At 65.1% G+C, this 24,819-nt stretch carries 29 protein-coding genes and 1 pseudogene; 22 read left to right on the top strand and 8 right to left on the bottom strand.

Annotated features, from left to right (window positions below; translation table 11 throughout):
* The first annotated feature begins 190 nt into the window (after positions 1–190).
* The gene (locus ALII_RS0120285; protein ID WP_024589047.1) at positions 191–1,963 is read left to right on the top strand and encodes an acyl-CoA dehydrogenase; all 1,773 of its coding nucleotides are present in this window, start codon (positions 191–193) and stop codon (positions 1,961–1,963) included.
* Between the two features lie 11 nt (positions 1,964–1,974).
* Positions 1,975–2,724, top strand: a complete 750-nt coding sequence (locus ALII_RS0120290; RefSeq protein WP_024589048.1) for a crotonase/enoyl-CoA hydratase family protein — start codon at positions 1,975–1,977, stop codon at positions 2,722–2,724.
* Positions 2,725–2,730: 6 nt separating this feature from the next.
* On the opposite strand, the gene ALII_RS0120295 is transcribed toward ALII_RS0120290, so the two are convergent.
* The 3 genes from ALII_RS0120295 to pdxH are packed head-to-tail and all read right to left on the bottom strand — an operon-like array spanning position 2,731 to position 3,920.
* Complete coding sequence (locus ALII_RS0120295; protein WP_024589049.1) at positions 2,731–2,961, bottom strand: BrnA antitoxin family protein; 231 nt, start codon at positions 2,959–2,961, stop codon at positions 2,731–2,733.
* Positions 2,945–3,247 carry a BrnT family toxin gene (locus tag ALII_RS0120300; protein ID WP_024589050.1) on the bottom strand — a complete coding sequence of 101 codons (303 nt, stop codon included), beginning with the start codon at positions 3,245–3,247 and terminating at the stop codon, positions 2,945–2,947. The genes ALII_RS0120295 and ALII_RS0120300 overlap by 17 nt, the downstream gene beginning before the upstream one ends.
* Positions 3,248–3,305: 58 nt before the next feature.
* Positions 3,306–3,920, bottom strand: a complete 615-nt coding sequence (pdxH, locus tag ALII_RS0120305; protein WP_024589051.1) for a pyridoxamine 5'-phosphate oxidase — start codon at positions 3,918–3,920, stop codon at positions 3,306–3,308.
* A 143-nt stretch (positions 3,921–4,063) separates the two neighbouring features.
* On the opposite strand from pdxH, the gene ALII_RS0120310 reads away from it, so the two are divergent.
* The 4 genes and pseudogenes from ALII_RS0120310 (at position 4,064) to ALII_RS0120325 (ending at position 7,043) form a co-directional block, all read left to right on the top strand.
* On the top strand, positions 4,064–4,501 hold the full coding sequence (locus tag ALII_RS0120310) for an RT0821/Lpp0805 family surface protein (RefSeq protein WP_210163450.1): 438 nt from the start codon (positions 4,064–4,066) through the stop codon (positions 4,499–4,501).
* An 81-nt stretch (positions 4,502–4,582) separates the two neighbouring features.
* Positions 4,583–5,483: pseudogene (locus ALII_RS21425) on the top strand (DnaJ C-terminal domain-containing protein).
* Positions 5,484–5,575: 92 nt separating this feature from the next.
* A complete protein-coding gene (gene fabI, locus ALII_RS0120320; protein ID WP_024589053.1) occupies positions 5,576–6,388 on the top strand; it encodes an enoyl-ACP reductase FabI in 813 nt (270 codons plus the stop codon).
* Positions 6,389–6,455: 67 nt separating this feature from the next.
* Positions 6,456–7,043, top strand: coding sequence for a histidine phosphatase family protein (locus ALII_RS0120325; protein ID WP_024589054.1), 588 nt, complete (start codon positions 6,456–6,458; stop codon positions 7,041–7,043).
* 217 nt (positions 7,044–7,260) lie between these two features.
* Here ALII_RS0120325 and ALII_RS0120330 read toward each other — a convergent pair whose 3' ends face one another.
* Positions 7,261–7,509, bottom strand: a complete 249-nt coding sequence (locus tag ALII_RS0120330; protein ID WP_024589055.1) for a DUF1344 domain-containing protein — start codon at positions 7,507–7,509, stop codon at positions 7,261–7,263.
* A 144-nt stretch (positions 7,510–7,653) separates the two neighbouring features.
* On the opposite strand from ALII_RS0120330, the gene aroC reads away from it, so the two are divergent.
* The 10 genes from aroC (at position 7,654) to ALII_RS0120380 (ending at position 16,841) form a co-directional block, all read left to right on the top strand.
* Positions 7,654–8,742 (top strand): chorismate synthase, encoded by a 1,089-nt coding sequence (aroC, locus tag ALII_RS0120335; RefSeq protein WP_024589056.1) that lies wholly within the window; start codon positions 7,654–7,656, stop codon positions 8,740–8,742.
* A gap of 125 nt (positions 8,743–8,867) precedes the next feature.
* Positions 8,868–9,968 carry a 3,4-dihydroxy-2-butanone-4-phosphate synthase gene (gene ribB / locus ALII_RS0120340; protein WP_024589057.1) on the top strand — a complete coding sequence of 367 codons (1,101 nt, stop codon included), beginning with the start codon at positions 8,868–8,870 and terminating at the stop codon, positions 9,966–9,968.
* A 74-nt stretch (positions 9,969–10,042) separates the two neighbouring features.
* A complete protein-coding gene (locus tag ALII_RS0120345) occupies positions 10,043–10,969 on the top strand; it encodes a histone deacetylase family protein (protein WP_024589058.1) in 927 nt (308 codons plus the stop codon).
* A gap of 2 nt (positions 10,970–10,971) precedes the next feature.
* On the top strand, positions 10,972–11,229 hold the full coding sequence (locus tag ALII_RS0120350; RefSeq protein ID WP_024589059.1) for an exodeoxyribonuclease VII small subunit: 258 nt from the start codon (positions 10,972–10,974) through the stop codon (positions 11,227–11,229).
* A 64-nt stretch (positions 11,230–11,293) separates the two neighbouring features.
* Positions 11,294–11,557 (top strand): type II toxin-antitoxin system prevent-host-death family antitoxin, encoded by a 264-nt coding sequence (locus ALII_RS0120355; RefSeq protein WP_024589060.1) that lies wholly within the window; start codon positions 11,294–11,296, stop codon positions 11,555–11,557.
* A complete protein-coding gene (locus tag ALII_RS0120360; protein ID WP_024589061.1) occupies positions 11,554–11,943 on the top strand; it encodes a type II toxin-antitoxin system VapC family toxin in 390 nt (129 codons plus the stop codon). The genes ALII_RS0120355 and ALII_RS0120360 overlap by 4 nt, the downstream gene beginning before the upstream one ends.
* Positions 11,944–11,949: 6 nt before the next feature.
* Positions 11,950–12,870 (top strand): pirin family protein, encoded by a 921-nt coding sequence (locus ALII_RS0120365; protein WP_024589062.1) that lies wholly within the window; start codon positions 11,950–11,952, stop codon positions 12,868–12,870.
* Positions 12,871–12,931: 61 nt separating this feature from the next.
* Complete coding sequence (gene dxs, locus ALII_RS0120370) at positions 12,932–14,854, top strand: 1-deoxy-D-xylulose-5-phosphate synthase (protein ID WP_029660770.1); 1,923 nt, start codon at positions 12,932–12,934, stop codon at positions 14,852–14,854.
* A complete protein-coding gene (locus tag ALII_RS0120375; protein ID WP_024589064.1) occupies positions 14,851–15,600 on the top strand; it encodes a TlyA family RNA methyltransferase in 750 nt (249 codons plus the stop codon). Before dxs ends, ALII_RS0120375 begins: the two co-directional genes overlap by 4 nt.
* Positions 15,597–16,841, top strand: coding sequence for a class I SAM-dependent RNA methyltransferase (locus ALII_RS0120380; protein WP_024589065.1), 1,245 nt, complete (start codon positions 15,597–15,599; stop codon positions 16,839–16,841). Before ALII_RS0120375 ends, ALII_RS0120380 begins: the two co-directional genes overlap by 4 nt.
* Here the strand turns inward: ALII_RS0120380 and cobB are convergent.
* A complete protein-coding gene (gene cobB, locus ALII_RS0120385; protein WP_024589066.1) occupies positions 16,838–17,539 on the bottom strand; it encodes a Sir2 family NAD+-dependent deacetylase in 702 nt (233 codons plus the stop codon). The genes ALII_RS0120380 and cobB overlap by 4 nt on opposite strands.
* Positions 17,540–17,615: 76 nt before the next feature.
* On the opposite strand from cobB, the gene ALII_RS0120390 reads away from it, so the two are divergent.
* Complete coding sequence (locus ALII_RS0120390) at positions 17,616–17,981, top strand: antitoxin Xre/MbcA/ParS toxin-binding domain-containing protein (RefSeq protein WP_029660771.1); 366 nt, start codon at positions 17,616–17,618, stop codon at positions 17,979–17,981.
* A complete protein-coding gene (locus ALII_RS0120395; RefSeq protein ID WP_024589068.1) occupies positions 17,974–18,483 on the top strand; it encodes an RES domain-containing protein in 510 nt (169 codons plus the stop codon). The genes ALII_RS0120390 and ALII_RS0120395 overlap by 8 nt, the downstream gene beginning before the upstream one ends.
* A 1-nt stretch (position 18,484) precedes the next feature.
* Here the strand turns inward: ALII_RS0120395 and tldD are convergent, their stop codons facing one another.
* The gene (tldD, locus tag ALII_RS0120400; protein ID WP_024589069.1) at positions 18,485–19,900 is read right to left on the bottom strand and encodes a metalloprotease TldD; all 1,416 of its coding nucleotides are present in this window, start codon (positions 19,898–19,900) and stop codon (positions 18,485–18,487) included.
* A 61-nt stretch (positions 19,901–19,961) separates the two neighbouring features.
* Positions 19,962–20,330 (bottom strand): helix-turn-helix domain-containing protein, encoded by a 369-nt coding sequence (locus ALII_RS0120405; RefSeq protein ID WP_029660773.1) that lies wholly within the window; start codon positions 20,328–20,330, stop codon positions 19,962–19,964.
* A 103-nt stretch (positions 20,331–20,433) separates the two neighbouring features.
* Between ALII_RS0120405 and ALII_RS0120410 the strand changes: the two genes are divergently transcribed.
* On the top strand, positions 20,434–21,276 hold the full coding sequence (locus ALII_RS0120410) for an SDR family oxidoreductase (RefSeq protein ID WP_024589070.1): 843 nt from the start codon (positions 20,434–20,436) through the stop codon (positions 21,274–21,276).
* A 42-nt stretch (positions 21,277–21,318) separates the two neighbouring features.
* Here ALII_RS0120410 and ALII_RS0120415 read toward each other — a convergent pair whose 3' ends face one another.
* A complete protein-coding gene (locus tag ALII_RS0120415; protein ID WP_173401427.1) occupies positions 21,319–21,846 on the bottom strand; it encodes an invasion associated locus B family protein in 528 nt (175 codons plus the stop codon).
* On the opposite strand from ALII_RS0120415, the gene ALII_RS22580 reads away from it, so the two are divergent.
* The 3 genes from ALII_RS22580 (at position 21,842) to ctaD (ending at position 24,779) form a co-directional block, all read left to right on the top strand.
* Positions 21,842–22,072, top strand: a complete 231-nt coding sequence (locus tag ALII_RS22580) for a hypothetical protein (RefSeq protein ID WP_152529704.1) — start codon at positions 21,842–21,844, stop codon at positions 22,070–22,072. The two genes, ALII_RS0120415 and ALII_RS22580, sit on opposite strands and share 5 nt — an antisense overlap.
* 87 nt (positions 22,073–22,159) lie before the next feature.
* Positions 22,160–23,038 carry a cytochrome c oxidase subunit II gene (coxB, locus tag ALII_RS0120420; protein ID WP_024589072.1) on the top strand — a complete coding sequence of 293 codons (879 nt, stop codon included), beginning with the start codon at positions 22,160–22,162 and terminating at the stop codon, positions 23,036–23,038.
* Positions 23,039–23,129: 91 nt separating this feature from the next.
* A complete protein-coding gene (gene ctaD, locus ALII_RS0120425; RefSeq protein ID WP_024589073.1) occupies positions 23,130–24,779 on the top strand; it encodes a cytochrome c oxidase subunit I in 1,650 nt (549 codons plus the stop codon).
* Positions 24,780–24,819: the final 40 nt, after the last annotated feature.

A 24,819-nucleotide genomic window follows, 5' to 3' on the forward strand; every position in this document is an offset into this window, starting at 1 on the left:
AACCGTCAAGCTTGGTGCCGAGCGGACATCGAGGCTCGGCGCTCACGTCTCCCTCCCCCTTGTGGGGAGGGGTAAAGGGTGGGGGTAACTCGGTAGAAGGTTTATCTCCGTCCCCGTTCGCTTCCAGTTTGACGTAAACGTCAAAAAAATCTAGCCATGGTTGCCACGCATTCGAGCCGGAGGAAAGCCTATGTATCGCGCGCCTGTCGACGACATCGCATTCACGCTGAAACACGTCGCGGGGCTCGACGGCGCGATGGCTGATGGCCGGCTCGGTGATCTTTCCGACGATCTGGTCGATGCAATCCTTGGCGAAGCCGGCCGCTTCGCCTCCGAAGAACTGGCGCCTCTCTACAAGGTCGGCGACGAGGTCGGCGCGGTTTGGAAGGATGCCGCGGTCACCACGCCGCCCGGCTGGCGCGAGGCCTATCGCCACTGGATCGAGGGCGGCTGGAACGGGCTCTCCGGACCGGAGGATTTCGGCGGACAGGGCCTGCCTACCATGCTCGCCATGGCCGCGATGGAGATGTGGAACTCGGCCTCCATTGCCTTCGCGCTCTGCCCGACGCTGACCGCCGGCGCGGCGGAGGCGGTCGCCAAGCACGGCTCGGACGAACTCAAGGCGACCTATCTCGAAAAGCTCGTCACCGGCGAGTGGACCGGCACGATGAACCTGACCGAGCCGCAGGCCGGCTCCGACCTTGCCGCACTGCGCACCCGCGCGACGCGCGCCGATGACGGCACCTACCGCGTCTTCGGCCAAAAAATCTTCATCACCTATGGCGAGCACGACTATACGGACAACATCGTGCACCTGGTCCTCGCGCGCCTGCCGGACGCGCCGGCCGGCACGCGCGGCATCTCGCTGTTCCTGGTGCCGAAATTCCTCGTCAATGCGGACGGTTCGCTCGGCCGGCGCAACGACGCCTTCTGCGCCTCGATCGAGCACAAGCTCGGCATCCATGCCTCGCCCACCTGCACCATGATCTTCGGCGACGGCTTCGTCGAAGGCGAGGAAAAGGGCGGGGTCGGCTATCTGGTCGGTGAGGAGAATCGCGGCCTCGCCTGCATGTTCACCATGATGAACAATGCCCGCCTCGCTGTCGGCATCGAGGGCGTCGCGGTCGCCGAGGCCGCGTTCCAGAAGGCGCATGCCTATGCGCTCGACCGTCGCCAGGGCAAGGCGCCGGGGCACACGGGCGACGGCATGGCGCCGATCGTCCTGCACCCCGACGTCCAGCGCAATCTCCTGACCATGAAGGCGCTGACGCAGGTCGCGCGCGCCATCTGCTATTCCTGCGCCCACGCGATCGACATGAGCCATACCGGCGGCGACGACGCGTCCGAATGGGCCGACCGCGCCGGCCTGTTGACGCCGGTGGCCAAGGCCTTCTCGACCGATATCGGCGTCGAGATGGCCTCGGTCGGCCTGCAGATCCATGGCGGCATGGGCTTCATCGAGGAGACGGGCGCGGCCGCGCTCTATCGCGACGCGCGCATCGCGCCGATCTACGAGGGCACCAATGGCATCCAGGCCATCGACCTCGTCACGCGCAAGCTACCGCTCGGCAGCGGCAAGCACGTGCTGCGCTTCATCGACGAACTCCACGCCGACATCGAGGCCGTGCGCACGTCGAACCGGGACGGCTTCGGCGCGACGGCGGAAAAATGCGAGGCGGCGCTGAACGATCTGTCCGAGGCGACGGCCTGGCTGCAGGAAGCGCTCGACGGAGGCCGCACCGACGAGGCGCTGGCCGGCGCGACGCCCTATCTGCGGCTCTTCGCGCTCGCCGCCGGCGGCGCCTATCTCGCACGCGGCGCAGTCGCGGATGAGAGCGGCAAGCGCATACCGCTGTGCCGCTTCTACGCCGAAAACCTGATCGAGGAGACCGCCGCGCTTCGCCGCCGCGTCGTCGAGGGCGCCGTCAGCCTTCGCGAAGCCGGCGCGGCTCTTGTAGCTTGAGCGAGATAGACATGAACGAACACATCCAGATCGAGCGCCGTGGCGCCATCCAGTCCATCCGCATGAATCGGCCGGACAAGAAGAATGCGATCACGCGGGCGATGTATGCCGCGATGGCCGAGGCGCTGGCGGCGGGCGACGGCGATCCGGACATCTGCTGTCACGTCATTCTCGGCGTACCGGGCGCGTTCTCGTCGGGCAACGATCTTGCCGACTTCATGACGGTCGCCACGGGCGGCGAGGGCGGCCGCGAGGTGTACGACTTCCTGCTGGCGCTGGCGAAGTCGCAAAAGCCGATCGTCTCGGGCGTCGACGGCATCGCCGTTGGCATCGGCACGACGATCAACCTCCACTGCGACCTGACCTTCGCCACCCCGCGCACCGAATTCCGAACCCCCTTCGTCGATCTCGGCCTCGTGCCCGAGGCAGGCTCCAGCCTGCTCGCCCCGGCCGTCATCGGCCGCCAGCAGGCATTCGCCCTGTTAGGCCTGGGCGAAGGCTTTACGGCCGAACGCGCGAAGGAGGCGGGCCTGATCTATGCCGTGGTGTCCGAAGCCGAACTCGAAGCCGCGGTCTTCGAGGCCGCCGAACGCATCGCCTCCAAGCCGCCCGAAGCGCTGAAGATCGCCCGCGACTTCCTTCTCGGCGACCGCGCCCCGCTCATTGCCCGCATCGAGGAAGAAGGCGTCCAGTTCCGCAACCGCCTGAAATCCGACGAAGCCCGCAACGCCTTCATGGCGTTCATGAGCCGGAAGAAGTAGGGGGCCTCATCTTCCGCGATGGGCGTTGGCATAGGCGCGCAGAACGGTTTGCATCTTGGTCAGATGCCCCTTGCCGCCGCTCTGCTGCTGGAAGAACTCAAACACGTCGGCATCGAGCTTCAGATGCACGGAGCGCTTGCGCGGCGCTTCTACCTTGGCGCTAGCCCAAAATTCCGCGCCGAGGCTCTCGCCCTCCGACGCGTCGACGGGCCGTGCGATGTCACCCCTGTCCTTCATCTGGCGGATCTCCGCCAGCGATGCTCGCTTGATAGATGGCTCGCTCATCGCGACCTCCTTTCCAGGCCGAAATCAGCCTGATGGTTTCGTTGCGCCGCGTGTGCACGACGACGAAACAGTCCCCGTCGACCATGCCAAGAGAGATGAAGCGCTCTTCACCGTAATCGCGCCGATCGTCGATCCGGGTCAGCACTGCACCTTCGAAGATCAGTGCCGCATAGAGAATGTCGACGCCGTGCTTTTCGATCCCACTGCGACGCTTGGCTTCATCCCATTCGAATTCCAACGGCTCATTCGTCATTGAGTGTACACGTATCGTGTATTCTTTTCAATGAAAGCGCCGTTCACGGATAGAGCCGCTGCTTCCCCCAGCCATCGCCCTCGCGCTTGAATTGCACCCGGTCGTGGAGGCGGAAGGGGCGGTCGTGCCAGAATTCGATCTCGACCGGCTTGATGCGAAAGCCCGACCAGTGCGCCGGGCGCGGAATGTCGCCGATCGCGTATCGGGCGGTATATTCGGCGACCGCCTTTTCCAGCGCGAACCGGCCTTCGAGCGGGCGCGATTGCGCTGACGCCCAGGCGCCGATCCGGCTGCCCCGTGGGCGCGTCGCGTAGTAGGCGTCGGCTTCTGCGTCGGTGACGATCTCGACCGGCCCGCGCACGCGCACCTGCCGGCGCAGGCTCTTCCAGTGGAAGCACATGGCCGCCTTCATCGAGCCCAGAATCTCGCGGCCCTTGGCGCTTTCGAAATTGGTGTAGAAGACGAAGCCCTGCGCGTCGAAACCCTTCAGGAGCACCATGCGCACATTCGGCAGGCCGTCGGCATCGACCGTCGCGAGCGCCAGCGCGGTGGGATCGTTGATCTCGCTCTTCTCGGCGTCCTTCAGCCAGTCGGCGAAGAGGCGATAGGGTTCGGTCGCTTCGGTGAAATCAGTGTTTGTTAACTGTGCATCCGACATTCTACACCTCTGCGCGCATGATTCGAGCATCGGACCGAAAAGTGGAAACCGGTTTTCGGACTTTCCGATGCTCTAACAACAAATATGGATCGTCCTTTGCGCGTCCTTGGACGCGCGGCGATCCATCGGGAGATGACGCATTGTTGCACCCGTTGCAAGCGATGGCGATGACGGCACGGCGGGCGATTTTGCTGGCCACGATGGCGTCGTGCCTTGCCGCCTGCGGCTCGCGCGGCGTCACGCTCGAGGACGTCGCCAAGGATACGTCGATCATAACCGGTTCGGTGCAGAAGACCGAAGCGCCGAAGGATGCGACCGAACTTTCCGATGCGGCGACCATCCGCAACGTCGTCTCCGCGCTCGACCTCGATGCCGGCGCGCCCGATGCGCTCGCCTGGGCGAATGCCGAGACGGGTTCGCGCGGCGCGCTGCGTCAGATCAGCGAATACAACGAACAGGGCACGCGCTGCCGCCGCTTCGAGGCGACGCGCGAAAGCTTCGACGGTATCGCGCTCTATCAGGGCGAATCCTGCCTCGCCTCGGGCGGCATGTGGGCGATGACGGCCTTCGACAAGCTTTGACCGCCGCCCGGAAAATCTGGAAACTTCGCGCCGACATGCTCATATAGCGGGCGACCAATCCTCAATTCGGGCAGGCAATTCATGCGCGATCCCTACCAGGTGCTGGGCGTTGCCAAGAACGCCTCGGCCAAGGACATCAAGGCCGCTTACCGGAAGCTGGCGAAGAAATATCATCCGGACCAGAACGCCAATGATCCGAAGGCGCAGGAACGCTTCGCCGAGGCGAGCCAGGCCTATGAGATCGTCGGCGACGACGAAAAGCGCGGGCAGTTCGACCGCGGCGAAATCGACGCGACCGGCAAGCCGCGTTTTACCGGTTTCGAGGGCGCGGGCGGCGGCGACCCGTTCGGCGGTTTCCGGCGTGCCGGCGCCGGCCCGGGCGGCGGGCGCTACGAGTTCCGCTCGTCGGGCGGCGCCGATCCGTTCGGCGATGCCGGTGACGACATCTTTTCGCACATCTTNCCGCAGCCGGGCGCCGGCCAGCGCCGCCAGCCGCGCGGCAGCGACCTGCAGGTGACCCTCGACGTCACGATCGAGGAAGCCGCGACGGCCGCCAAAGTCACCGCCGCTTTTCCCGACGGACGCAAGATCGCGGTCAAGCTGCCGGCCTTCCTGGAGGACGGACAGACGATCCGCCTGAAAGGGCAGGGCGAACAGCTCGGCATCGGCGAGCCGGGCGATGCCCTTGTCAAAGTCCGCTTCAAGCCGCATCCGCTCTATCGCGTCGAGGGTCGCGACCTCCATGTCGACCTGCCGGTTCCGCTGGAAGACGCGGTGCTTGCCGGTGGAAACGCCGACCGGCCGGCTCGCCGTCGCCATTCCCGCTTGGTCGAGCTCCGACAAGCGCCTGCGCTTGAAAGGCAAGGGCCTGCCGACCAAGCATGGTGGCCATGGCGACCTCTACGTTCATGTCTCCGTGATGCTGCCGGCCGACCGCGACGAGGACCTTGAGGCACTGATGCGCGCGCGCCGCGCTTCCTGATCGCCGTTGCCGCCCGACGGTCTCGCGGCTTGATGCCGCACACCCTCTATGCGATAGGCTCGGTCCAAACGTGATCGGGTCGAGGGAATGACATGGCAGGTGGAAACGGATTGATGGCCGGCAAGCGCGGCCTCATCATGGGTGTGGCGAACAATCGCTCGATCGCCTGGGGCATCGCGAAGGCTTGCGCCGAACAGGGCGCCGAACTCGCCTTCACCTGGCAGGGCGACGCGCTGAAGAAGCGCGTCGAGCCGCTCGCCGCCGAACTGGGCGCGCATCTGGCCGGCCATTGCGACGTTTCCGACATGGCGACCATCGACGCCGTCTTCGCCGACCTCGAAGCCAAGTGGGGCAAGCTCGACTTCGTCGTCCACGCCATCGGCTTTTCCGACAAGGACGAACTCGTCGGCCGCTATGTCGACACCAGCCACGGCAATTTCGTGAAGACGATGGACATCTCGGTCTATTCGTTCACCGCCGTCGCGCAGCGCGCCGAAAAGCTCATGGCCGAGGGCGGCTCGCTCCTGACCATGACCTATTACGGCGCCGAAAAGGTCATGCCGAACTACAACGTCATGGGCGTCGCCAAGGCCGCTCTCGAAGCGTCCGTTCAGTATCTGGCGGTCGATCTCGGCCCGAAGAACATCCGCGTCAACGCGATCTCGGCCGGCCCGATCAAGACGCTCGCCGCGTCCGGCATCGGCGATTTCCGCTACATCTTGAAGTGGAACGAGTACAACGCCCCGCTGCGTCGCACCGTCACCATCGAGGAAGTCGGCCAGACCGGCGTCTACCTTCTTTCCGACATGTCGAAAGGCATGACGGGCGAGGTGCTGCACGTCGATTCGGGCTATCACGTCGTCGGCATGAAGGCGGTGGACGCGCCGGACATTTCGACGGTCTGACGCTCCTCACCAACAAATGACCGCCTGCAACTTGCGGCCCGGCGACGGGTCGCGCTAATCCAAGCGCATGGCAACGCTCATCTATTTCATCCGGCACGGCCAGACCGACTGGAACGCCACCATGCGCCTGCAGGGTCAGGCCGACACGGATCTGAATCCGGTCGGCCGTGCGCAGGCCGACCGCAATGGCGAGCGGCTGGCGAAGGTCCAGCCCGACATCGCCTCCTTCCGCTTCGTCGCCAGCCCGCTGAAGCGCACCCGCGAAACGATGGAGCGCGTGCGCGCCGGCGCCGGCCTGCCGCGCCGCGGCTATTTGACCGACCCGCGTCTTATCGAGGTCCATTTCGGCGACTGGCAGGGCAAGACGCTTGAGGAGGTCGAAGCCGGCCGGCCCGGCGCGACGGCCGAGCGTGATGCCGACAAATGGCACTTCGTGCCGCCCGGCACCGCCGGCGAAAGCTACGACCGCCTGATGTCCCGCTTCCGGCCGTTCCTCGACGAGATCGCGCACCCGACCGTCTGCGTCACCCATGGCGGCATCATCCGCGCCGTCTTCCGCATCGCCGGCGGCATGGGTGCTACGGAAGCCGCGGCGCTCATCGTGCCGCAGGACCGGATTTTGCGGTGGGATGGGGTGAAGCTGGAGTGGCTGTAGCCAACACGCGCGCCGCAATGGCGCACGCGTTCTGGAAAAAAGCGGCCTGCTGATATGACGAGGCCTGGATTCCTGTGACGAGCACAGGAATGACGGCATCTACGTTGCTGCGAGCCTGCGACTTCGGAAATTTGCGGCGACGACCTTACCGCAACCGTCATTCCTGTGCTCGTCACAGGAATCCAGGCCTCTTCGCATCAGCCGGCGAAGGCTTCCATCAATTCCCCACATCCATATCCGTAATCTGCTTCTCCCCTTCGATCTCCTCGTAGGCGAGCAGCACGTCCATTCCCTCCGAGATCGCCTCGACATCGAATTCGCCCGGCAGCTTGTAGACATTGCCGTTTTCGAGCGTGATCGTCATCGCTTCGCGGTCGATCGCGGTAATCGGGCCTTCGTCGTTGGCGGCGAGGGCGGCGGTGGCGAAGAGAGTGGCGGCGGCGGTGAAAAGGGCGAGCTTGCGCATCTGATGGAATCCTCCGGGGGGTCGCGAGAGGATGTTTGAATCGAAACAATGTGTCAAAACTCCGCGCGGTTTGACCCTCCGGCAAAACGCCAATAGAAGCGGTGACGAAACGGCCCTTGAAGGGCCGGCGGGGCAGGGACCAGCATGTCGCACAACACGTTCGGGCATCTCTTTCGCGTGACGACCTGGGGCGAGAGCCACGGGCCGGCGCTCGGCTGCGTGGTCGATGGCTGCCCGCCCGGCATCAGGTTCCAGCTTTCCGACATCCAGGCCGATCTCGACCGGCGCCGCCCCGGCAAGTCGCGCTTCGTCACCCAGCGCCAGGAGCCCGACCAGGTGAAGATCCTGTCCGGCGTGCTCGAGGACGGCGACGAATTGATCACCACCGGCACGCCCGTTTCGATGCTGATCGAAAATGTCGACCAGCGCTCCAAGGACTATGGCGAAATCGCCCGGCAATACCGTCCAGGCCACGCCGACTACACCTATGACGTCAAATACGGCCTGCGCGACTATCGCGGCGGCGGGCGCTCTTCGGCCCGCGAGACGGCGGCCCGCGTCGCCGCCGGCGCACTCGCCCGCAAGGTGGTGCCCGGCATGGTTGTGCGCGGCGCGCTCGTCTCAATGGGAACGAAGGACATCGACCGCGCCAACTGGGACTGGGATTTCGTCCAGTCCGCCGACAACCCGTTCTTCACGCCCGATCCGAAATCCGTGTCCGTCTTCGAGGACTATCTCGATGGCATTCGCAAATCCGGCTCGTCGGTCGGCGCCATCGTCGAGATCGTCGCCGACAATGTGCCGGCCGGCCTCGGCGCGCCGATCTACGCCAAGCTCGATCAGGAGATCGCGTCGGGCCTGATGTCGATCAACGCCGTCAAGGGCGTCGAGATCGGCAACGGCTTCGAGGCCGCGCGCATTACCGGCGAGGAAAATGCCGACGAGATGCGCATGGGCAATGACGGCCCGCGCTTCCTCTCCAACAAGGCCGGCGGCATCCTCGGCGGCATCTCGACCGGCCAGCCCGTCGTCGCCCGCTTCGCCGTCAAGCCGACCTCGTCGATCCTCAACACCCGCCAGTCGATCGACGTCGACGGCCAGGAAGTGGACGTCAGGACCAAAGGCCGCCACGACCCCTGCGTCGGCATCCGCGCCGTGCCGATCGGCGAAGCGATGGTCGCCTGCGCGATCGCGGATCACTATTTGAGACATCGCGGCCAGACGGGTCGGTGAATGGTGAATAGTGAATGGTGAATGGCTGGAGATGAGTATGAGAATTGACCAAAGGCTGCTTCGGGCGATCCACCCGGTTGCATCCATTCACCATTCACTATTCACCATTCACCACGGCTGACCTCATGCCCTACGACCAGCAAAAAACCGTCGAAGCCATCCGCGCCTTCGAGCGCGGCGAGATCGTCGTCGTCATGGACGATGATGGCCGCGAGAACGAGGGCGATTTGATCGTCGCCGCCGTTCACTGCACGCCCGAAAAGATGGCCTTCATCGTGCGCCACACTTCGGGCATCGTCTGCACGCCGATGACGCGCGAGGACGCCAAGCGGCTGAACCTGAACCCGATGGTCGCCGACAATGACGCGCCGCATTCGACGGCCTTCACCGTCTCGGTCGACTTCAAGCACGGCACCACCACCGGCATCTCGGCCGAGGACCGCACGCTGACGGCGCGCAACCTCGCCAATGGCAATGTCGGCGCGTCCGATTTCGTGCGCCCGGGCCACATCTTCCCGCTCGTCGCGCGCGAGGGCGGGGTGCTCATGCGCTCCGGACACACGGAAGCTGCCGTCGATCTGTGCAAGCTCGCCGGCCTGCCGCCGGTCGGAGTCATCTGCGAACTCGTCAACGATGACGGCACGGTGATGCGCGGCCCGCAGGTGCAGGGCTTCGCCCGCCAGCACGGCTTGAAGGAAGTCTCCGTCGCCGACCTGATCGCTTACCGCCAGCGTCAGGAAACGCTGATCGAGCGCATCTCCGATTTCGAGATCGAGACGCCCGGCGGCAAGGCGCGCGCGCTGACCTACCGCCTGCCATGGGACACGATGCACCACCTCGCCATCGTCTTCGGCGACATCCGCGACGGCCGCGATGTGCCAGTCCGCCTCCACACCGAGGACGTTGTCGCCGATGTCTTCGGCGCTGGGACCGAACTCAAGGATCTTCTGTCGAAGTTCGGAGCCGAACGCGGCGTCCTCGTCTATCTGCGCGAGGGCTCGGTCGGCGTGGCGCACAATGCGCGCAACCGGCCGATGGGGGAGCGCGAGGGGCATGAGGAAGCGCTGGTCCGCGAAGACGAATGGCGCGAGATCGGCCTCGGCGCGCAGATCCTGCGCGATCTCGGCATCTCGTCGATCCGGCTGCTCGCCTCCCGCCCGCGCCACTATATCGGCCTCGAGGGCTTCGGCATCGAAATCGCCTCGACCGAGATCATCCAGAGCTGATCGCTGTTAATCGTGTGTGCGAAGTGAAATCGGGGCGTGGTCACGCGCCCTGATCGGCCCTATATCAAGCGCCCATGGTCACACGTCTCTATACGCACCCGATCTATCTCGAACATCTGATGCCCGCCGGACACCCCGAGCGGCCGGATCGCCTGCGCGCGCTGGAGCGTGCGCTGGAGGCCGAGGCCTTTGAAGGGCTCGACCGGCATTTGTCGCCGATGGGCGACATCGAGACCGTGCTCTACGCCCACCCGCAAAGCCATGTCGACAAGATCCGCGCCCTGATCCCCTCCGAGGGTCTGGCGAGCATCGATGGCGACACGACGGTCAGCCCGAAGAGCCTCGAAGCCGCGCTCACCGCCGTTGGCGCCGCCAACGCTGCGGTGGATGACGTCTTCGCCGGCCGCGCCGACAACGTCTTCGTCGCCTCGCGCCCGCCCGGCCATCACGCCGAGAAGGCGACGGCCATGGGCTTCTGCCTCTTCAACCACGCCGCCATCGCCGCCCGCCACGCCCAGAAGGCCCATGGCGCCGAGCGCGTCGCGATCGTCGACTGGGACGTCCATCACGGCAACGGCACGCAGGACATCTTCTACGACGACCCGTCGGTCCTCTACTGCTCCACGCACCAGATGCCGCTCTACCCCGGCACCGGCGCGAAGTCGGAGACGGGCGCCGGCAACATCGTCAACGCGCCGCTCGATCCGGGCACCGGCAGCGAGACCTTCCGCGAGGCGTTCGACAGCCGCGTCCTCCCCGCGCTCGACGAGTTCCGGCCCGACCTCATCATCATCTCCGCCGGCTTCGACGCCCACCACCGCGATCCGTTGGCCGAGATCAATTTGACCGAAGACGATTTCGACTGGGCGACCGGCGAATTGTTGGAGCGCGCGACACGCCACTCCGGCAACCGCCTCGTCTCGCTGCTCGAAGGCGGCTACGACCTGCAGGGCCTGGCCTTCTCCGCCGCCGTCCACATCGCCCGCCTGATGAAGGGATGACCATGACCGACCAGACCACCCCGAATGCCGACATCAAGGCGATGAGCTTCGAACAGGCGCTCGAAGCGCTCGAACGCATCGTCGACGACCTGGAGCGCGGCGACGTCCCCCTCGACCAGTCGATCCGCATCTACGAGCGCGGCGAAGCGCTGAAGGCCCATTGCGACCAGCTCCTGAAAGCGGCCGAGGACAAGGTGGAGAAGATCAGGCTGTCGCGGGATGGGAAGCCGATGGGCACGGAGCCGTTGGACGGGGACTAGGGGTCAAGCTTGAAAATTGTGTCATGCAACGTTATCTTAGCCAGGATTAGCTAAGGAGCGTGTGGTGTCCACCGTCAATATGCTTGAAGCCAAGACCTCGTTGTCCCGTCTCGTCGAAGCGGTCGAGAGCGGCTTGGAAAGCGAAATCGTCATCGCTCGCAATGGCAAACCGGCGGCGAAGCTTGTTCCGCTCGGCGCGCCCGTTGCGAAGCCAATTCGCTTTGGGCACGCCAGAGAGAAGTATCCGCCGCTGGACTATGAAGCCTTCCAGGCGCTCGACGCGGATGTCGAGGCAATGTTCTTCGGCGAAGAAAAGCAGAAGACGTGAGGCTCCTGCTCGACACCCATGTCGCGATCTGGGCGGCCACGACACCGGAGCGAATACCCCAACACGTACAGGATACGATTGCCGCAAATTCCGGCTCGATTTCGGTCTCGGTAGCCGCGGTCTGGGAGGTTGCGATCAAGCACCCGCTGGACCGCCTGGATGCGCCACCGTTTTCTGGCCATGAGGCCATCATCGAATTCCAGACGACAGGTTTCGACCTGTTGGATGTAAGGCCCGAGCACGCAGCGTTCGTCGAGCGGTTGCCGCCTTTCCATGCCGATCCGTTCGATCGGCTGATGCTGGCGCAGGCGATCGTCGAAGGCATGCAATTCGTCACACACGATCGCCATCTCTCGCGATATGATGTGCCTTTGCTGACATGGTGAGGTCACATGAGCTTCTTCCCCGGAACTGACCCCGTTGCGGGCGACGCGTTCGCCTGCGATGCCATCGAAACGCTCATCATCCCGCGCGCGCATGACATCGGCGGCCTCGAGGTCCGCCGTGCCTTGCCGTCCGCGCGCCGCCGGCTCGTCGGGCCGTTCATCTTCTTCGACCGCATGGGCCCGGCGATCCTGCGCGCAGGGCAGGCGCTCGACGTGCGGCCGCACCCGCATATCGGGCTCGCGACGGTCACCTATCTCTTCGACGGCAAGATCCGCCATCGCGATTCGCTCGGCACCGAAATGGTGATCGAGCCCGGCGACGTGAACCTGATGACGGCCGGGCGCGGCATCGTGCATTCGGAGCGCTCGCCGGAGGAATTGCGGGGTGGCCCGCTCTCCATCTCCGGCCTCCAGACCTGGCTCGCTTTGCCCGACGACAAGGAAGAAATCGCGCCCCTCTTCGAAAACACTGCTCGCGCCGAACTCCCCGAAATCGACGGCGAAGAGGCGACGGGGCGCGTCGTTATCGGCGCGTTTTCAGGCCTCAAGGCGCCGGTCCGCACCGCCTCCGACACGCTCTACGCCGACATCCGCCTGAAGCCTGGCGGACGCATTCCCATTCCCGCCGATACCGAAGAACGCGCGATCTACGTCCTCGAAGGCGAGGTCGACATCGCCGGCGACCGGTTCGCTGCGAACCAGCTTCTTGTCTTCCGCGAGGGCGACGAGATCGTCGTCGGCTCGGAACGCGGCGCGCATTTCATGCTCTTCGGCGGTGCCTCGCTCGGCTCGCGCCGCTACATCTGGTGGAACTTCGTTTCCTCGTCCAAGGAGCGGATCGAGCAGGCCAAGGAGGAATGGCGCACCGGCCGGTTCGACATCGTGCCGGGCGACGCGGAGGAGCGCATTCCGCTCCCCGAGGGCTGAGCGTCGCATTTACTTTCGGCAAGCGAGCCACTATCTCCCCGTTAACGCGCGACGAGAGATCATGGCACCTGTGAAATCACCCCCCGAGACGCCGCTTCTGGACCAGGTCAAGGTTCCGGCGGACCTTCGCCGCCTGAAGGAAGGCGACCTTCCGCAACTGGCCGAGGAACTGCGTCACGAGCTGATCGACGCCGTTTCGCAGACCGGCGGGCATCTGGGCGCGGGCCTCGGCGTCGTCGAACTGACCGTCGCGCTGCACTATGTCTTCGACACGCCAGACGATCGCATCATCTGGGACGTCGGCCACCAGGCCTATCCGCACAAGATCCTGACAGGCCGGCGCGACCGCATCCGCACGCTGCGCCAGGAGCACGGCCTGTCCGGCTTCACCAAGCGTTCCGAAAGCGAATACGACCCGTTCGGCGCGGCGCATTCCTCGACATCGATTTCCGCCGGGCTCGGCATGGCCGTCGCGCGCGATCTTGCCGGCGCGAAGAACAACGTCATCGCAGTCATCGGTGATGGCGCCATGTCGGCCGGCATGGCCTATGAGGCGATGAACAATGCCGGCGCGCTCGACGCGCGGTTGATCGTGATCCTCAACGACAACGACATGTCGATCGCCCCGCCCTCGGGCGCGATGAGCCATTATCTCGCGCGTCTCGCCTCGGGCTCGACCTATGCCGGCATCCGGGATTTCGGCAAGAAACTCACCTCCTATCTCGGCAAGCGCGCCGACAAGGCGATCACCCGCGCCGTCGAGCACGCGCGCGGCTACGTCACCGGCGGAACGCTCTTCGAGGAACTCGGCTTCTTCCATATCGGCCCGATCGACGGCCACAATCTGGAGCATCTCGTCCCGGTCCTGAAGAACGTGCGCGACAATGGCGAAGGGCCGATCCTGATCCATGTCGTGACCAAGAAGGGCAAGGGCTACGGACCCGCCGAGGAAGCCGCCGACAAATATCACGGCGTCAACAAGTTCGACGTCATCTCCGGCGCGCAGGCCAAGGCGCCCGCCAATGCGCCGGCCTACACGAAGGTCTTCGCCGACGCGCTGATCCAGGAAGCACGCGAGGACGAGAAGATCGTCGCGGTCACCGCCGCGATGCCTTCGGGAACGGGCCTCGACCATTTCGGCAAGGAATTTCCCGGCCGCACCTTCGATGTCGGCATCGCCGAGCAGCACGGCGTCACCTTCGCCGCCGGCCTTGCGACCGAGGGCTTCAAGCCCTTCGCCACCATCTATTCGACCTTCCTCCAGCGCGCCTACGACCAGGTCGTCCACGACGTCGCGATCCAGAAGCTGCCCGTCCGCTTCCCGATTGATCGCGCCGGCTATGTCGGCGCGGACGGCGCGACCCATTGCGGCGCCTTCGACACCACCTATCTCGCCTCTCTGCCCGGCTTCGTCGTCATGGCCGCCGCCGACGAGGCGGAGCTGAAGCACATGGTGCGCACCGCCGCCGCCTATGATGACGGCCCGATCTCCTTCCGCTATCCGCGCGGCAATGGTGTCGGCGTCGAGATGCCCGCGCGTGGGCAGATCCTCGAAATCGGCAAGGGCCGCATCGTCAAGCAAGGTACCAAGGTCGCCCTCCTCTCCTTCGGCACGCGGCTGGCGGACTGCCTGCTCGCCGCCGAGGAACTCGACGCGGCCGGACTATCGACCACGGTCGCGGACGCCCGCTTCGCCAAGCCGCTCGACGAGGATCTGGTCCGCCGTCTCGCGCGCGAGCACGAGGTGCTGATCACCGTCGAGGAAGGCGCGATCGGCGGTTTCGCCAGCCACGTCCTGCACTTCCTCGCCCATGACGGGCTGCTCGAAACCGGCATCAAGGTGCGCCCGCTGATCCTGCCGGACGAATTCACCGACCACGCGAAGCCGGAAAAGATGTATGCCGATGCGGGGCTCGATTCCGCCGGCATTGTGCGCACCGTCTTCGCCGCTTTGGGCCGCGACCGCGCTGCCGCCACCGCGTGAGCGCGGAAAAGCTTCGCCTCGACGAACTGCTCGTCACCCGCGGGCTCTTCGCCTCCCGCTCGCGCGCACGCGACGCGATCCTGCGCGGCACGGTTACGGTCGCCGGCGCGGTCGTGACCAAGCCCGGCCTCGGCGTTTTCTTGGATGCCAAAATCACCGTCGACGACCCGGCGCAGGACTACGTCTCCCGCGCGGCTCTCAAGCTCGTCCACGCACTCGACGCCTTCGGTCTCGATCCCTCCGGCGCCACCGCGCTCGACATCGGCGCCTCGACTGGCGGCTTCACGCAGATCCTCATCGACCGAGGCGCGGCGCATGTCTTCGCCATCGATGTCGGCCATGACCAGCTCGACGCGACCCTCGCCGCCGACCCGCGCGTGACCTCCATCGAGCGCCTCAACGCCCGCGACCTTTCTGCCGAGCACCTGAACGGCATCGCGCCCGATTTCCTCGTGTCCGACGTCTCCTTCATCTCGCTGAAGCTCGCCCTGCCGCCCGCGCTTGCCCTTGCGGCGCCTGGCGCGCGCGGCGTCTTCCTGGTCAAGCCGCAATTCGAGGCGGGCCGTGATGCGATCGGCAAGGGCGGTCTCCTGCGCGATCCGGCCCAGGCTGAAATCGTCGCCGAGGACCTTCGCGTCTGGCTCGACGCTGTGCCCGGCTGGCGCGCGACCGGCCTCATCCCGTCGCCCATCGAAGGTGGCGACGGCAACCGCGAATTTCTGTTGGCCGGAGTAAAGAACCGATGAGCACCGCGCTCACCATCGACCATCTGGGTGCGCAGGGCGACGGCGTCGCCCCCACCGGCAACGGCCAGGTCTTCGTGCCTTTCACGTTGCCCGGCGAGCGCGTCACGGCCGCCGTCGGCAAGAACCGCGCCGACCTCCTCGCCATTCTCGATCCATCGCCCGAACGCGTCCCGCCTGCCTGCCGCCATTTCGGCACCTGCGGCGGCTGCGCCCTGCAGCACATGGCCATGCCCGCCTATCTCGCCTGGAAGCGCGACAAGGTCGTCGCCGCCTTGAAGGGCAGGGGCATCGATGCGCCCGTCGGCGACATCGTCGCCAGCCCGCCGCATTCGCGCCGCCGCGTCGTCTTCGCCGTCCGCCGCACCGAGCGCGGCATCCTGCTCGGCTACAACCAGGCGCTGTCGCACCAGATCATCGACATCGAGGAATGCCCGATCTCGGTTCCGGCCATCGTCTCGGCGCTCGGCCAACTGCGCGAACTCGCGCGCATCGCATGCAACACCGGCGACGCCTTTCGCATGGCCGTCACCGCCAGCGAAACCGGCCTCGACATCGAACTCCGCGACGCCGGCAAGCTCACCGACGACGCCCGCACCGCCGCCTCCCGCTTCGCCATGGCCGCTGGCTTCGCGCGCGTGAGCGTCGACGGCGAGATCGTCATCGAGCCGAGAAAGCCGGTGCTGATGGCCGGCGAAATCGCCGTCATGCCGCCCCCCGGCGCGTTCGTGCAGGCCGTCGCCCACGCCGAAGAGGCGATGGCGACGCTCGTCACCGACCATTTGCGCAAGGCGAAGAACGTCGCCGACCTCTTCTGCGGCTGGGGCACGTTCTCGCTGCGGTTGGCGAAGCGATCGCAGGTCCATGCCGTCGAAGCCGACGCCCCGGCGCTCGCCGCCCTCGACCGTGCCTTCCGCTTCGGCGAGGGCCTGAAGACCGTCACCACCGAAAAGCGCGACCTCTTCCGCCGCCCGCTCACCTTCAAGGAACTCGACGCCCGCTTCGACGGCCTCGTCTTCGACCCGCCCCGCGCCGGCGCGGAGGACCAGGCCAGACAGATCGCCCGCTCGTCGGTTCCTCACGTCGCCGCCGTCTCCTGCAACCCCGTCACACTAGCCCGCGACCTCGAAATCCTCATCGCCGGCGGCTACACCCTGAAATCCGTCGCGCCCGTCGACCAGTTCCTCTGGTCGCCGCATGTCGAGGCGGTTGCGCTGTTGGAGAAGCCGAAGAAGCGGCGCTAGCTGAGCACCCGGTCGACGAATGCCGGCACCAGTTCGGTTGCAAGGCCATAATGCGCCTCGGCGAAATGGCTTCGCCCCTCGGAAGGTTCAAGGTTGAGCTCGACCGTATGCGCCCCGGCCATCTTCGCTTCCTCGACGAAGCCGGCCGCGGGATAGACATTGCCGCTGGTGCCGATCGAAACGAACAGGTCGCACAGCGCGATGGCAGCCGATATCCGCTCCATCTGGTACGGCATTTCCCCAAACCAGACGACATCCGGCCGCAGGAACCCTGCCGAGTGACAAGTGGGGCAGGGATGGTCGGTATCCATGTCGTCCGACCACTCGTGCCGCTGGCCGCAATTGGCGCAAAGCGCGCGGACCAATTCGCCATGCATGTGAATCAGCCGCGACGAGCCCGCGCGTTCGTGCAGATCATCGATGTTTTGCGTGACGAGCAGGACAGTGCCCGCGAACGCCCGCTCGAGCCGCGCCAGCGCCGCATGGGCCGCATTGGGCTCGACGGAAGCAAGTCCCCGCCGCCTCGAATTATAGAACGCGTGCACCCGGTCGGGGTCGCGCGCAAAGCCTTGTGGGGTCGCCACGTCGCGATAGTCAACCTTGGACCAGATGCCGTCTTTGGCGCGAAATGTGTCGACGCCGGATTCGGCCGAAATCCCGGCTCCGGTGAGAATGACGATGCGCGAATACCTGGGCATGGAGCTTTCTTGAAATGAGCATGGATTGAGCATACATTGAGCACCAGTCAATTATTTCAGTCACAAGGGTCCGATCATGGCAACTTTGGATGCTTTCGCGTCCCATTATGGCGATGACACGACGCCGTTCCTGTCGCCGCGCCGCGTGGCCGAGCGGCTCGGAGTCACGATGAGCGAATTGGCCGGTCTTATCGGTATTGCACGCAACACGCTTGCTTCAGTCAAGGGCGGACGCAAGGTCGACGCGGCGCTAAGCCCGCTCGTACGCATTCTGTCGATGGCGGCCGAAATGACCGGCAGCGACGCTCGCGCCGCGATCTGGTTCAAGCACCAGCCCATCCCCGGCTGGGCCGGCAAGACGGCCTATGATCTGGTCGGCGAAGGCAAGGGCGACAAGGTGCTCGCCTATCTCGAATCGGTGCGCGCCGGAATCTATGCCTGACGAGACGCCGGTCGCGCTCTGGCGCGCCTTCGTGCCGCGTTGGTCTTTCGCGCCGTTGTCGGGTGAGGGGGCGGCACGCTTCGGCGGTCGCTGGAATCCGGTCGGCGCGCCGACCATCTATGCTGCGCGCGAGTTGTCGACCGCGTGGGCGGAGTACAATCAGGGCTTCGTGCAACACCCGGCCCTGATCGTTCGCCTCGAACTGTCAGGCGCGAAACTCGCCGACCTGACCGATCGCGATGTGCTTGCCGAATACGCCCTCGATGCGTCGATCCACGATTGCGAGTGGCGTCAGATCATCGACGCAGGCGGCGAGCCGCCAACGCACGCCTTGCGCGAACGACTTCTCGACCAAGGCATCGACGGCGTCGTCTATCCGTCCTTCATGTCGAAGGGCGGCACCTGCGTCGCGCTCTGGCGATGGAATGGACCGGAAGGACCCCGGCTGGAGATCATCGATCCGGAGGGCCGGTTGCCGAAGTCGGCCGCGTCCTGGGTCTGACTTAAGCCTTCGTCCCGCCCACCGTCATCTTGTCCATCCGCAGATGCGGCTGTCCCACCCCCACCGGCACGCCCTGGCCGGCCTTGCCGCACATGCCGATGCCGGTGTCGAGCTTCATGTCGTTGCCGATCATCGAAACGCGGTGCATCGCGTCCGGCCCGTTGCCGATCAACATCGCGCCCTTGATCGGCCGGGTCACCTTGCCGTTCTCGATCCGGTAGGCTTCGGTGCAGCCGAAGACGAACTTGCCTGACGTGATGTCGACCTGCCCGCCGCCGAAGGAGACGGCGTAGATGCCGTCCTTCACCGAGGCGATGATCTCCTCGGGCGTCTTGTCGCCGCCGGTCATGTAGGTGTTGGTCATGCGCGGCATCGGCTGGTGCGCATAGCTTTCGCGCCGTCCATTGCCGGTCGGCGCCATGCCCATCAGCCGCGCGTTCTGGCGGTCCTGCATGTAGCCGACGAGCTTGCCGTCCTCGATCAGCACCGTGCGGTTCGTCGCCGTGCCCTCGTCGTCGATCGTCAGCGATCCGCGCCGCTCGGAGATGGTGCCGTCGTCGACGACCGTCACGCCCTTGGCGGCGACCTGTTGGCCCATCAGGCCGGAAAAGGCTGACGTCTTCTTGCGGTTGAAGTCGCCCTCGAGCCCGTGGCCGACCGCCTCGTGCAGCATCACGCCCGGCCAGCCATTGGCGAGCACGATGTCGAACGTGCCGGCCGGCGCGTCCTCGGCTTCGAGGTTCACCAACGCCTGCCGCAGCGCCTCGCTTGCCGCGAACTGCCAGCTTTCGTCGGCGAGGAATTCGCCGAAGCCCTTGCGCCCGCCCGCGCCGTAGGAGCCCGTTTCCTGCCGGTCGCCATCGCCGACGACGACCGCGACATTGAAGCGGACGAGGGGGCGCACGTCGGTCGCGATCCGCCCGTCCGCACGCACGATCTCGACATGCTGCCATGAGGCGGCAAGCGAGGCCGTCACCTGCCGCACACGCGGGTCGCGCCCGCGCAACCAGGCGTCGATGTCCTGCAGCAGCTTCGCCTTCTCGGCAAAGCCGGGCTCGGCGATCGGGTTGGCGTCGCCGTAAAGTTTCCGGTTGGTGCCCTGCGGCGCGGCGGCAAGCGTGCCCGAATGGCCGGCCTTCACCGCACCGACCGCATCCGCGGCGCGCAAGAGCGCTGCCTGCGACAATTCGTTGGCGTGCGCATAGCCGACGGCTTCGCCGGCTACCGCGCGCAGTCCAAAACCCTTGTCGGTGTTGAAGCTTGCGGTCTTCAATCGGCCATTGTCGAACACCAGCGCCTCGCCCTCGCGATATTCGAGGAAGAGCTCGCCATCGTCCGACCCGCCAACCGTATCGGAGACGATCCGGCGCACGGCCTCTTCGGAAATGTCGAACTGTTCGATCAGGCGCTGGGTCACGAGTGGTCTCCGTGGGGATTCGTTCAGGCCTATATAGGCAGGCCGTTCGTCCGGCGCGACCTCAGACCCCGACTTTGCGATGCGCTGCAATCGCTGGCAGGCTCGTCTCGATCCAGTCGGCAAGCGCAGCGACTCTTTCGGCGGCCTCCAGCCCGAGCGGCGTCAGGCTGTAGTCGACATGCGGCGGCACGACCTCATGTGCCACGCGCTTCACGAGCCCGTCACCTTCGAGCCATTGCAGCGTCTGCGCCAGCATCCGCTCGCTGACGCCACCGATGCGCCGTCGCAGCTGGCTGAACCGCAGCGTCTTGTCCTGCAAAGCGATCAGCACGAGCACGCCCCATCGGCTGGTCACGTGTTTCAAGACTTCGCGCGAAGGGCATGCCGCAGCCATCAGGTCGCCTCGCTCCATTTTAGCGGTCAGATTCATGAAACGCTCCGTCCATCCATAAAACCATACTTACATAAATGTAGGTACTTACTAAAAATTAGCAACGTGCCTACATGGGGTCCACCAACCAAGGAGACCCAAGATGACAATTGCAGTGACAGGCGCGACCGGCCAACTCGGCCGCATCGCAATCGAGAAATTGAAGTCGCAGACGAAAGAACAGATCATTGCTCTGGTTCGCTCGCCGGAAAAGGCCGCCGATCTCGGCGTTGAGGTCCGTCGCGCGGACTATGAGGACGAAGCTTCGCTCGATGCCGCTCTGAAGGGGGTCGATACCCTGCTTTTGATCTCGTCGAGCGAAGTCGGCAAGCGCGCAGCCCAGCATCACAACGTCATCGAGGCAGCGAAGAAGAACGGCGTGAAGCGGATCGTCTATACGAGCCTTTTGCGCGCGGACACCTCGCCGCTTAGCCTTGCTGCCGAACATGCCGAGACGGAGAAGCAACTGAAGGCGTCCGGCATCCCCTACACGATCCTGCGCAACGGCTGGTACACGGAAAACTACACCGGCTCGCTGGAAGGGGCCGTTGCAGCTGGCGCGCTGATCGGCTCGGCGGGCGAGGGGCGCATCGCATCTGCGGCGCGGGCCGACTATGCGGACGCAGCCGTGGCGGTGCTGACCACTCCCGGCCATGACGGCAAGACATATGAACTTGCCGGAGACGATTCGTTCTCGCTGGCTGAACTGGCTGCGGAAGTCTCGAAGCAGACGGGTAAACCGATCGCCTATACCGACATGCCGCAAGCCGACTACGCCAGGACACTCGAGGGATTCGGACTACCAGCCGGCCTCAGCGCGGCGATCGCAGGTTGGGATGCGGCAGCCGGAAAGGGCGCGCTGTTCGATGATGGTCGCGCGCTTTCGAAGCTGATCGGGCGTCCGACGACCCCGTTTGCTCAAACAGTGAAGGCGGCGCTTGCCTGAAGGCATCAAAAAAAAACGGCGGAGTGATCCGCCGTTCTTTGTTTAAGGAAGGGCGTCGAAGCCCTCGCCGAAGCCTTCGAGCTCGACCGGAATGCCGATGCCTTCCTCGGGCGTCTGGAAGACGATGAATGTCGCCGCATCGCCGTTCCTGAGCGTCGTCTTCAACGGCTCTTCGAGGATCACCTCGGCATAGCAGCCATCCTGGAAGCAGCGCACGAAATAGGCGCGGCCGATGTCCTCGCCGTCGACATTGAGGCCGAGCCCGTTGGGCAGGAGCACGCCGAGCGGCGCCAGCACGCGCAGGATTTCGGCCTGGTTGTCGGCGGTCTTCAGCACCACGACGGAAAGCCCGACCTCCGGCCGGTCTTCGGCGACGACGTTCTGGATCAGCGCACATTGCTCGGAGGTCGAGCCCGCGGGCGTGTCGCAGATCAGCGACCACGCGCCATGCGTGGAGCGCACCGCGCCTTGCGGCGCCTGCTGCGCCAGTGCACTGCCGGAAATCAGGGCGGCGCCGATGGTGAGCGTGGCAAGGGCCGGGCGGAGGCTTGGGAAGAGCGTCATCTTGATCCTGCGAATCGCGGATGGAGGTGGGAACAAGGTGTATCGCAAGACGCGCATCATCTTCCACACCTTGTTTGTCGAAGGCCGCCCGATGGCGGTTCCGGGCCGATCCGGCAGGGTTTTTCCACAAATCGAGCGAATTGAGGGCGCTTTGGCGCGCTTGGTGCGCGCGCGCGCAAAAATGCCGCACACATCCATTGATGGCTTTCTTGCGGTCGAACCCGGAGTATGATTTGAACGCGCGACGAAAGCCATGCAATCCACGTGGCGGCTGCCGCATTGGCGCTGCGCGACGGACGATCCGGGAGACGAGAGGGTGATGAAGAAGTTCCTTTTGGGCCTCAGCACGGCAGGCGCCGCACTGGCGGCGACGGCCGCGTTGGCCGACCAGCCGCGCCCCTGGCAGCTTGGCTTCCAGGAAGCCGCGACGCCGATCATGGAGCAGATCCGCTGGTTCGAGCAGTACACGCTGTGGTTCATCGTGCCGATCACCCTGTTCGTGTCGGCGCTGCTTGCCTGGGTCATCATCAAGTACCGCGCGAGCAAGAATCCGGTGCCTTCGCGCACCAGCCACAACACGCTGATCGAGGTCGTCTGGACCGTGGCGCCGGTGGTGATTCTGCTGTTCCTGGCGGTTCCGTCGTTCCAGCTTCTGACCGCCCAGTACGATCCCGACGAAGACCCGACGATGACGGTCAAGGCGACCGGCTTCCAGTGGTACTGGGAATATGAGTACCAGGCCGACACCGAAGAGGACCAGACGGTCACCTTCTCCTCGATCATGCTGCAGGAAGGCGACCGCGCCGCTGCCGGCAAGGAGGACATGGCGACCTATCCGCGGCTCCTCGCCGTCGACAACGAAGTCGTCGTGCCGGTCGATACCACGGTCCGTCTGCTCGTCACCGCAGCCGACGTTCTGCACGCTTTCGCGATGCCCGCTTTCGGCGTCAAGGTCGATGCCGTGCCGGGCCGCATCAACGAAACGTGGTTCCGCGCCACCCGGGAAGGCCTCTACTATGGTCAGTGCTCGGAGCTGTGCGGCAAGGATCACGCCTTCATGCCGATCGCCATCCGCGTCGTGAGCCAGGAGCTTTTCGACGAGTGGCGCGTCGCCGCCGCCGAAAATCTCGGCGATGCGAACCGCGCGCTGACCGCCGCGATCGAAGGCACCCAGGACGTAGCTGACGCCGGCAACTGAGCCGACAGATTACTGATTGAGCATCGGAATCCCCGAAAACCGGATTCCACCTTTCGGTCCGATGCTACCGAACAATGAACGGAGCGGGAAAATGGCAGGCGCTGCTGCTCACGACGACCACGATCACAAGCCTTACGGCTGGACGCGCTGGGTCTATTCGACGAACCACAAGGATATCGGCACCCTCTATCTGATCTTCGCGATCTTTGCGGGCGTCGTCGGCGGCTTCATGTCGGTCATGATGCGCTGGGAGCTTCAGGAGCCGGGCATCCAGATCTTCCACGGCCTTGCTTCGATGGTCTACGGCATCCCCGAGGATGCCGCGCTCGACGCCGGCAAGCACATGTACAACGTGTTCACGACCGGCCACGGCCTGATCATGATCTTCTTCATGGTCATGCCCGCGCTGATCGGCGGCTTCGCCAACTGGATGATCCCGATCATGATCGGCGCGCCGGACATGGCGTTCCCGCGTCTGAACAACATTTCGTTCTGGCTGCTTCCGCCCGCCTTCCTGCTGCTGCTGATCTCGATGTTCGTCCCCGGCGCGGCCGGCGGCTATGGCGTGGGCACCGGCTGGACGATGTATCCGCCGCTCTCGACCATGGGTTCGCCCGGACCGGCGATGGATCTGGCGATCCTGTCGCTGCATATCGCCGGCGCCTCGTCGATCCTTGGCGCGATCAACTTCATCACCACCATCTTCAACATGCGCGCCCCGGGCATGACGCTGCACAAGATGCCGCTCTTCGCCTGGTCGGTGCTGATCACCGCCTTCCTCCTGCTGCTGTCGCTCCCGGTTCTGGCCGGCGGCATCACCATGCTTCTGACGGACCGCAATTTCGGCACGGCCTTCTTCGCCCCCGAAGGCGGCGGCGACCCGATCCTCTACCAGCATTTGTTCTGGTTCTTCGGTCACCCGGAAGTCTACATCCTGATCCTGCCGGGCTTCGGCATCGTCAGCCACATCATCGCGACCTTCTCGCGCAAGCCCGTCTTCGGCTATCTCGGCATGGCCTACGCCATGGTCGCGATCGGCGCCGTCGGCTTCGTCGTGTGGGCGCACCACATGTACACGACCGGCCTGTCGCTCAACACGCAGCGCTATTTCGTGTTCGCGACGATGGTCATCGCGGTGCCGACAGGCATCAAGATCTTCTCCTGGATCGCGACGATGTGGGGCGGGTCGATCTCGCTGCGCACGCCGATGCTGTGGGCGATCGCCTTCATCTTCCTGTTCACCGTCGGTGGCGTGACGGGCGTCCAGCTCGCCAATGCCGGCCTCGACCGGTCCTATCACGACACCTACTACGTCGTGGCGCACTTCCATTACGTGCTGTCGATGGGCGCCGTGTTCGCGATCTTCGCGGCCTGGTACTACTGGTTCCCGAAGATGACCGGCTACATGTACAATTCGTTCATCGCCCGTCTGCACTTCTGGATCACCTTCGTGGGCGTGAACCTGATCTTCTTCCCGCAGCACTTCCTGGGTCTGGCCGGCATGCCGCGCCGCTACATCGACTATCCGGATGCCTATGCGGGCTGGAACCTCGTCTCGTCCTACGGCTCGTACCTTTCGGCCATCGGCGTGCTGGTCTTCCTCTACGGCGTCTTCGAGGCCTTCTCGAAGAAGCGCGAGGCCGGCGCCAATCCGTGGGGCGAGGGTGCGACGACGCTCGAATGGCAGCTTTCTTCGCCGCCTCCGTTCCACCAGTGGGAACAGCTTCCCAAGGTCAAGTGACCTCGCGATACGGCACCGAACAACGAAACCGCCGGCCATC

The organism is Aliihoeflea sp. 2WW, assembly GCF_000497755.1.
GTDB lineage: Bacteria > Pseudomonadota > Alphaproteobacteria > Rhizobiales > Rhizobiaceae > Aliihoeflea.

What these genes read in the sequence shown, in the direction of transcription:
- ALII_RS0120330 (WP_024589055.1), bottom strand. Translation starts at nt 7,509, where the DNA reads ATGCGCAAGCTCGCCCTTTTCACCGCCGCCGCCACTCTCTTCGCCACC.
- ALII_RS0120410 (WP_024589070.1), top strand. Translation starts at nt 20,434, where the DNA reads ATGACAATTGCAGTGACAGGCGCGACCGGCCAACTCGGCCGCATCGCA.
- ALII_RS0120405 (WP_029660773.1), bottom strand. Translation starts at nt 20,330, where the DNA reads ATGAATCTGACCGCTAAAATGGAGCGAGGCGACCTGATGGCTGCGGCA.
- dxs (WP_029660770.1), top strand. Translation starts at nt 12,932, where the DNA reads ATGGCACCTGTGAAATCACCCCCCGAGACGCCGCTTCTGGACCAGGTC.
- ALII_RS0120345 (WP_024589058.1), top strand. Translation starts at nt 10,043, where the DNA reads ATGGTCACACGTCTCTATACGCACCCGATCTATCTCGAACATCTGATG.
- ALII_RS0120365 (WP_024589062.1), top strand. Translation starts at nt 11,950, where the DNA reads ATGAGCTTCTTCCCCGGAACTGACCCCGTTGCGGGCGACGCGTTCGCC.
- ALII_RS0120325 (WP_024589054.1), top strand. Translation starts at nt 6,456, where the DNA reads ATGGCAACGCTCATCTATTTCATCCGGCACGGCCAGACCGACTGGAAC.
- cobB (WP_024589066.1), bottom strand. Translation starts at nt 17,539, where the DNA reads ATGCCCAGGTATTCGCGCATCGTCATTCTCACCGGAGCCGGGATTTCG.
- ALII_RS0120390 (WP_029660771.1), top strand. Translation starts at nt 17,616, where the DNA reads ATGGCAACTTTGGATGCTTTCGCGTCCCATTATGGCGATGACACGACG.
- ALII_RS0120295 (WP_024589049.1), bottom strand. Translation starts at nt 2,961, where the DNA reads ATGAAGGACAGGGGTGACATCGCACGGCCCGTCGACGCGTCGGAGGGC.
- ctaD (WP_024589073.1), top strand. Translation starts at nt 23,130, where the DNA reads ATGGCAGGCGCTGCTGCTCACGACGACCACGATCACAAGCCTTACGGC.
- fabI (WP_024589053.1), top strand. Translation starts at nt 5,576, where the DNA reads ATGGCAGGTGGAAACGGATTGATGGCCGGCAAGCGCGGCCTCATCATG.
- aroC (WP_024589056.1), top strand. Translation starts at nt 7,654, where the DNA reads ATGTCGCACAACACGTTCGGGCATCTCTTTCGCGTGACGACCTGGGGC.
- ALII_RS0120395 (WP_024589068.1), top strand. Translation starts at nt 17,974, where the DNA reads ATGCCTGACGAGACGCCGGTCGCGCTCTGGCGCGCCTTCGTGCCGCGT.
- ALII_RS0120290 (WP_024589048.1), top strand. Translation starts at nt 1,975, where the DNA reads ATGAACGAACACATCCAGATCGAGCGCCGTGGCGCCATCCAGTCCATC.
- ALII_RS0120350 (WP_024589059.1), top strand. Translation starts at nt 10,972, where the DNA reads ATGACCGACCAGACCACCCCGAATGCCGACATCAAGGCGATGAGCTTC.
- ribB (WP_024589057.1), top strand. Translation starts at nt 8,868, where the DNA reads ATGCCCTACGACCAGCAAAAAACCGTCGAAGCCATCCGCGCCTTCGAG.
- ALII_RS0120285 (WP_024589047.1), top strand. Translation starts at nt 191, where the DNA reads ATGTATCGCGCGCCTGTCGACGACATCGCATTCACGCTGAAACACGTC.
- coxB (WP_024589072.1), top strand. Translation starts at nt 22,160, where the DNA reads ATGAAGAAGTTCCTTTTGGGCCTCAGCACGGCAGGCGCCGCACTGGCG.
- pdxH (WP_024589051.1), bottom strand. Translation starts at nt 3,920, where the DNA reads ATGTCGGATGCACAGTTAACAAACACTGATTTCACCGAAGCGACCGAA.
- ALII_RS0120380 (WP_024589065.1), top strand. Translation starts at nt 15,597, where the DNA reads ATGAGCACCGCGCTCACCATCGACCATCTGGGTGCGCAGGGCGACGGC.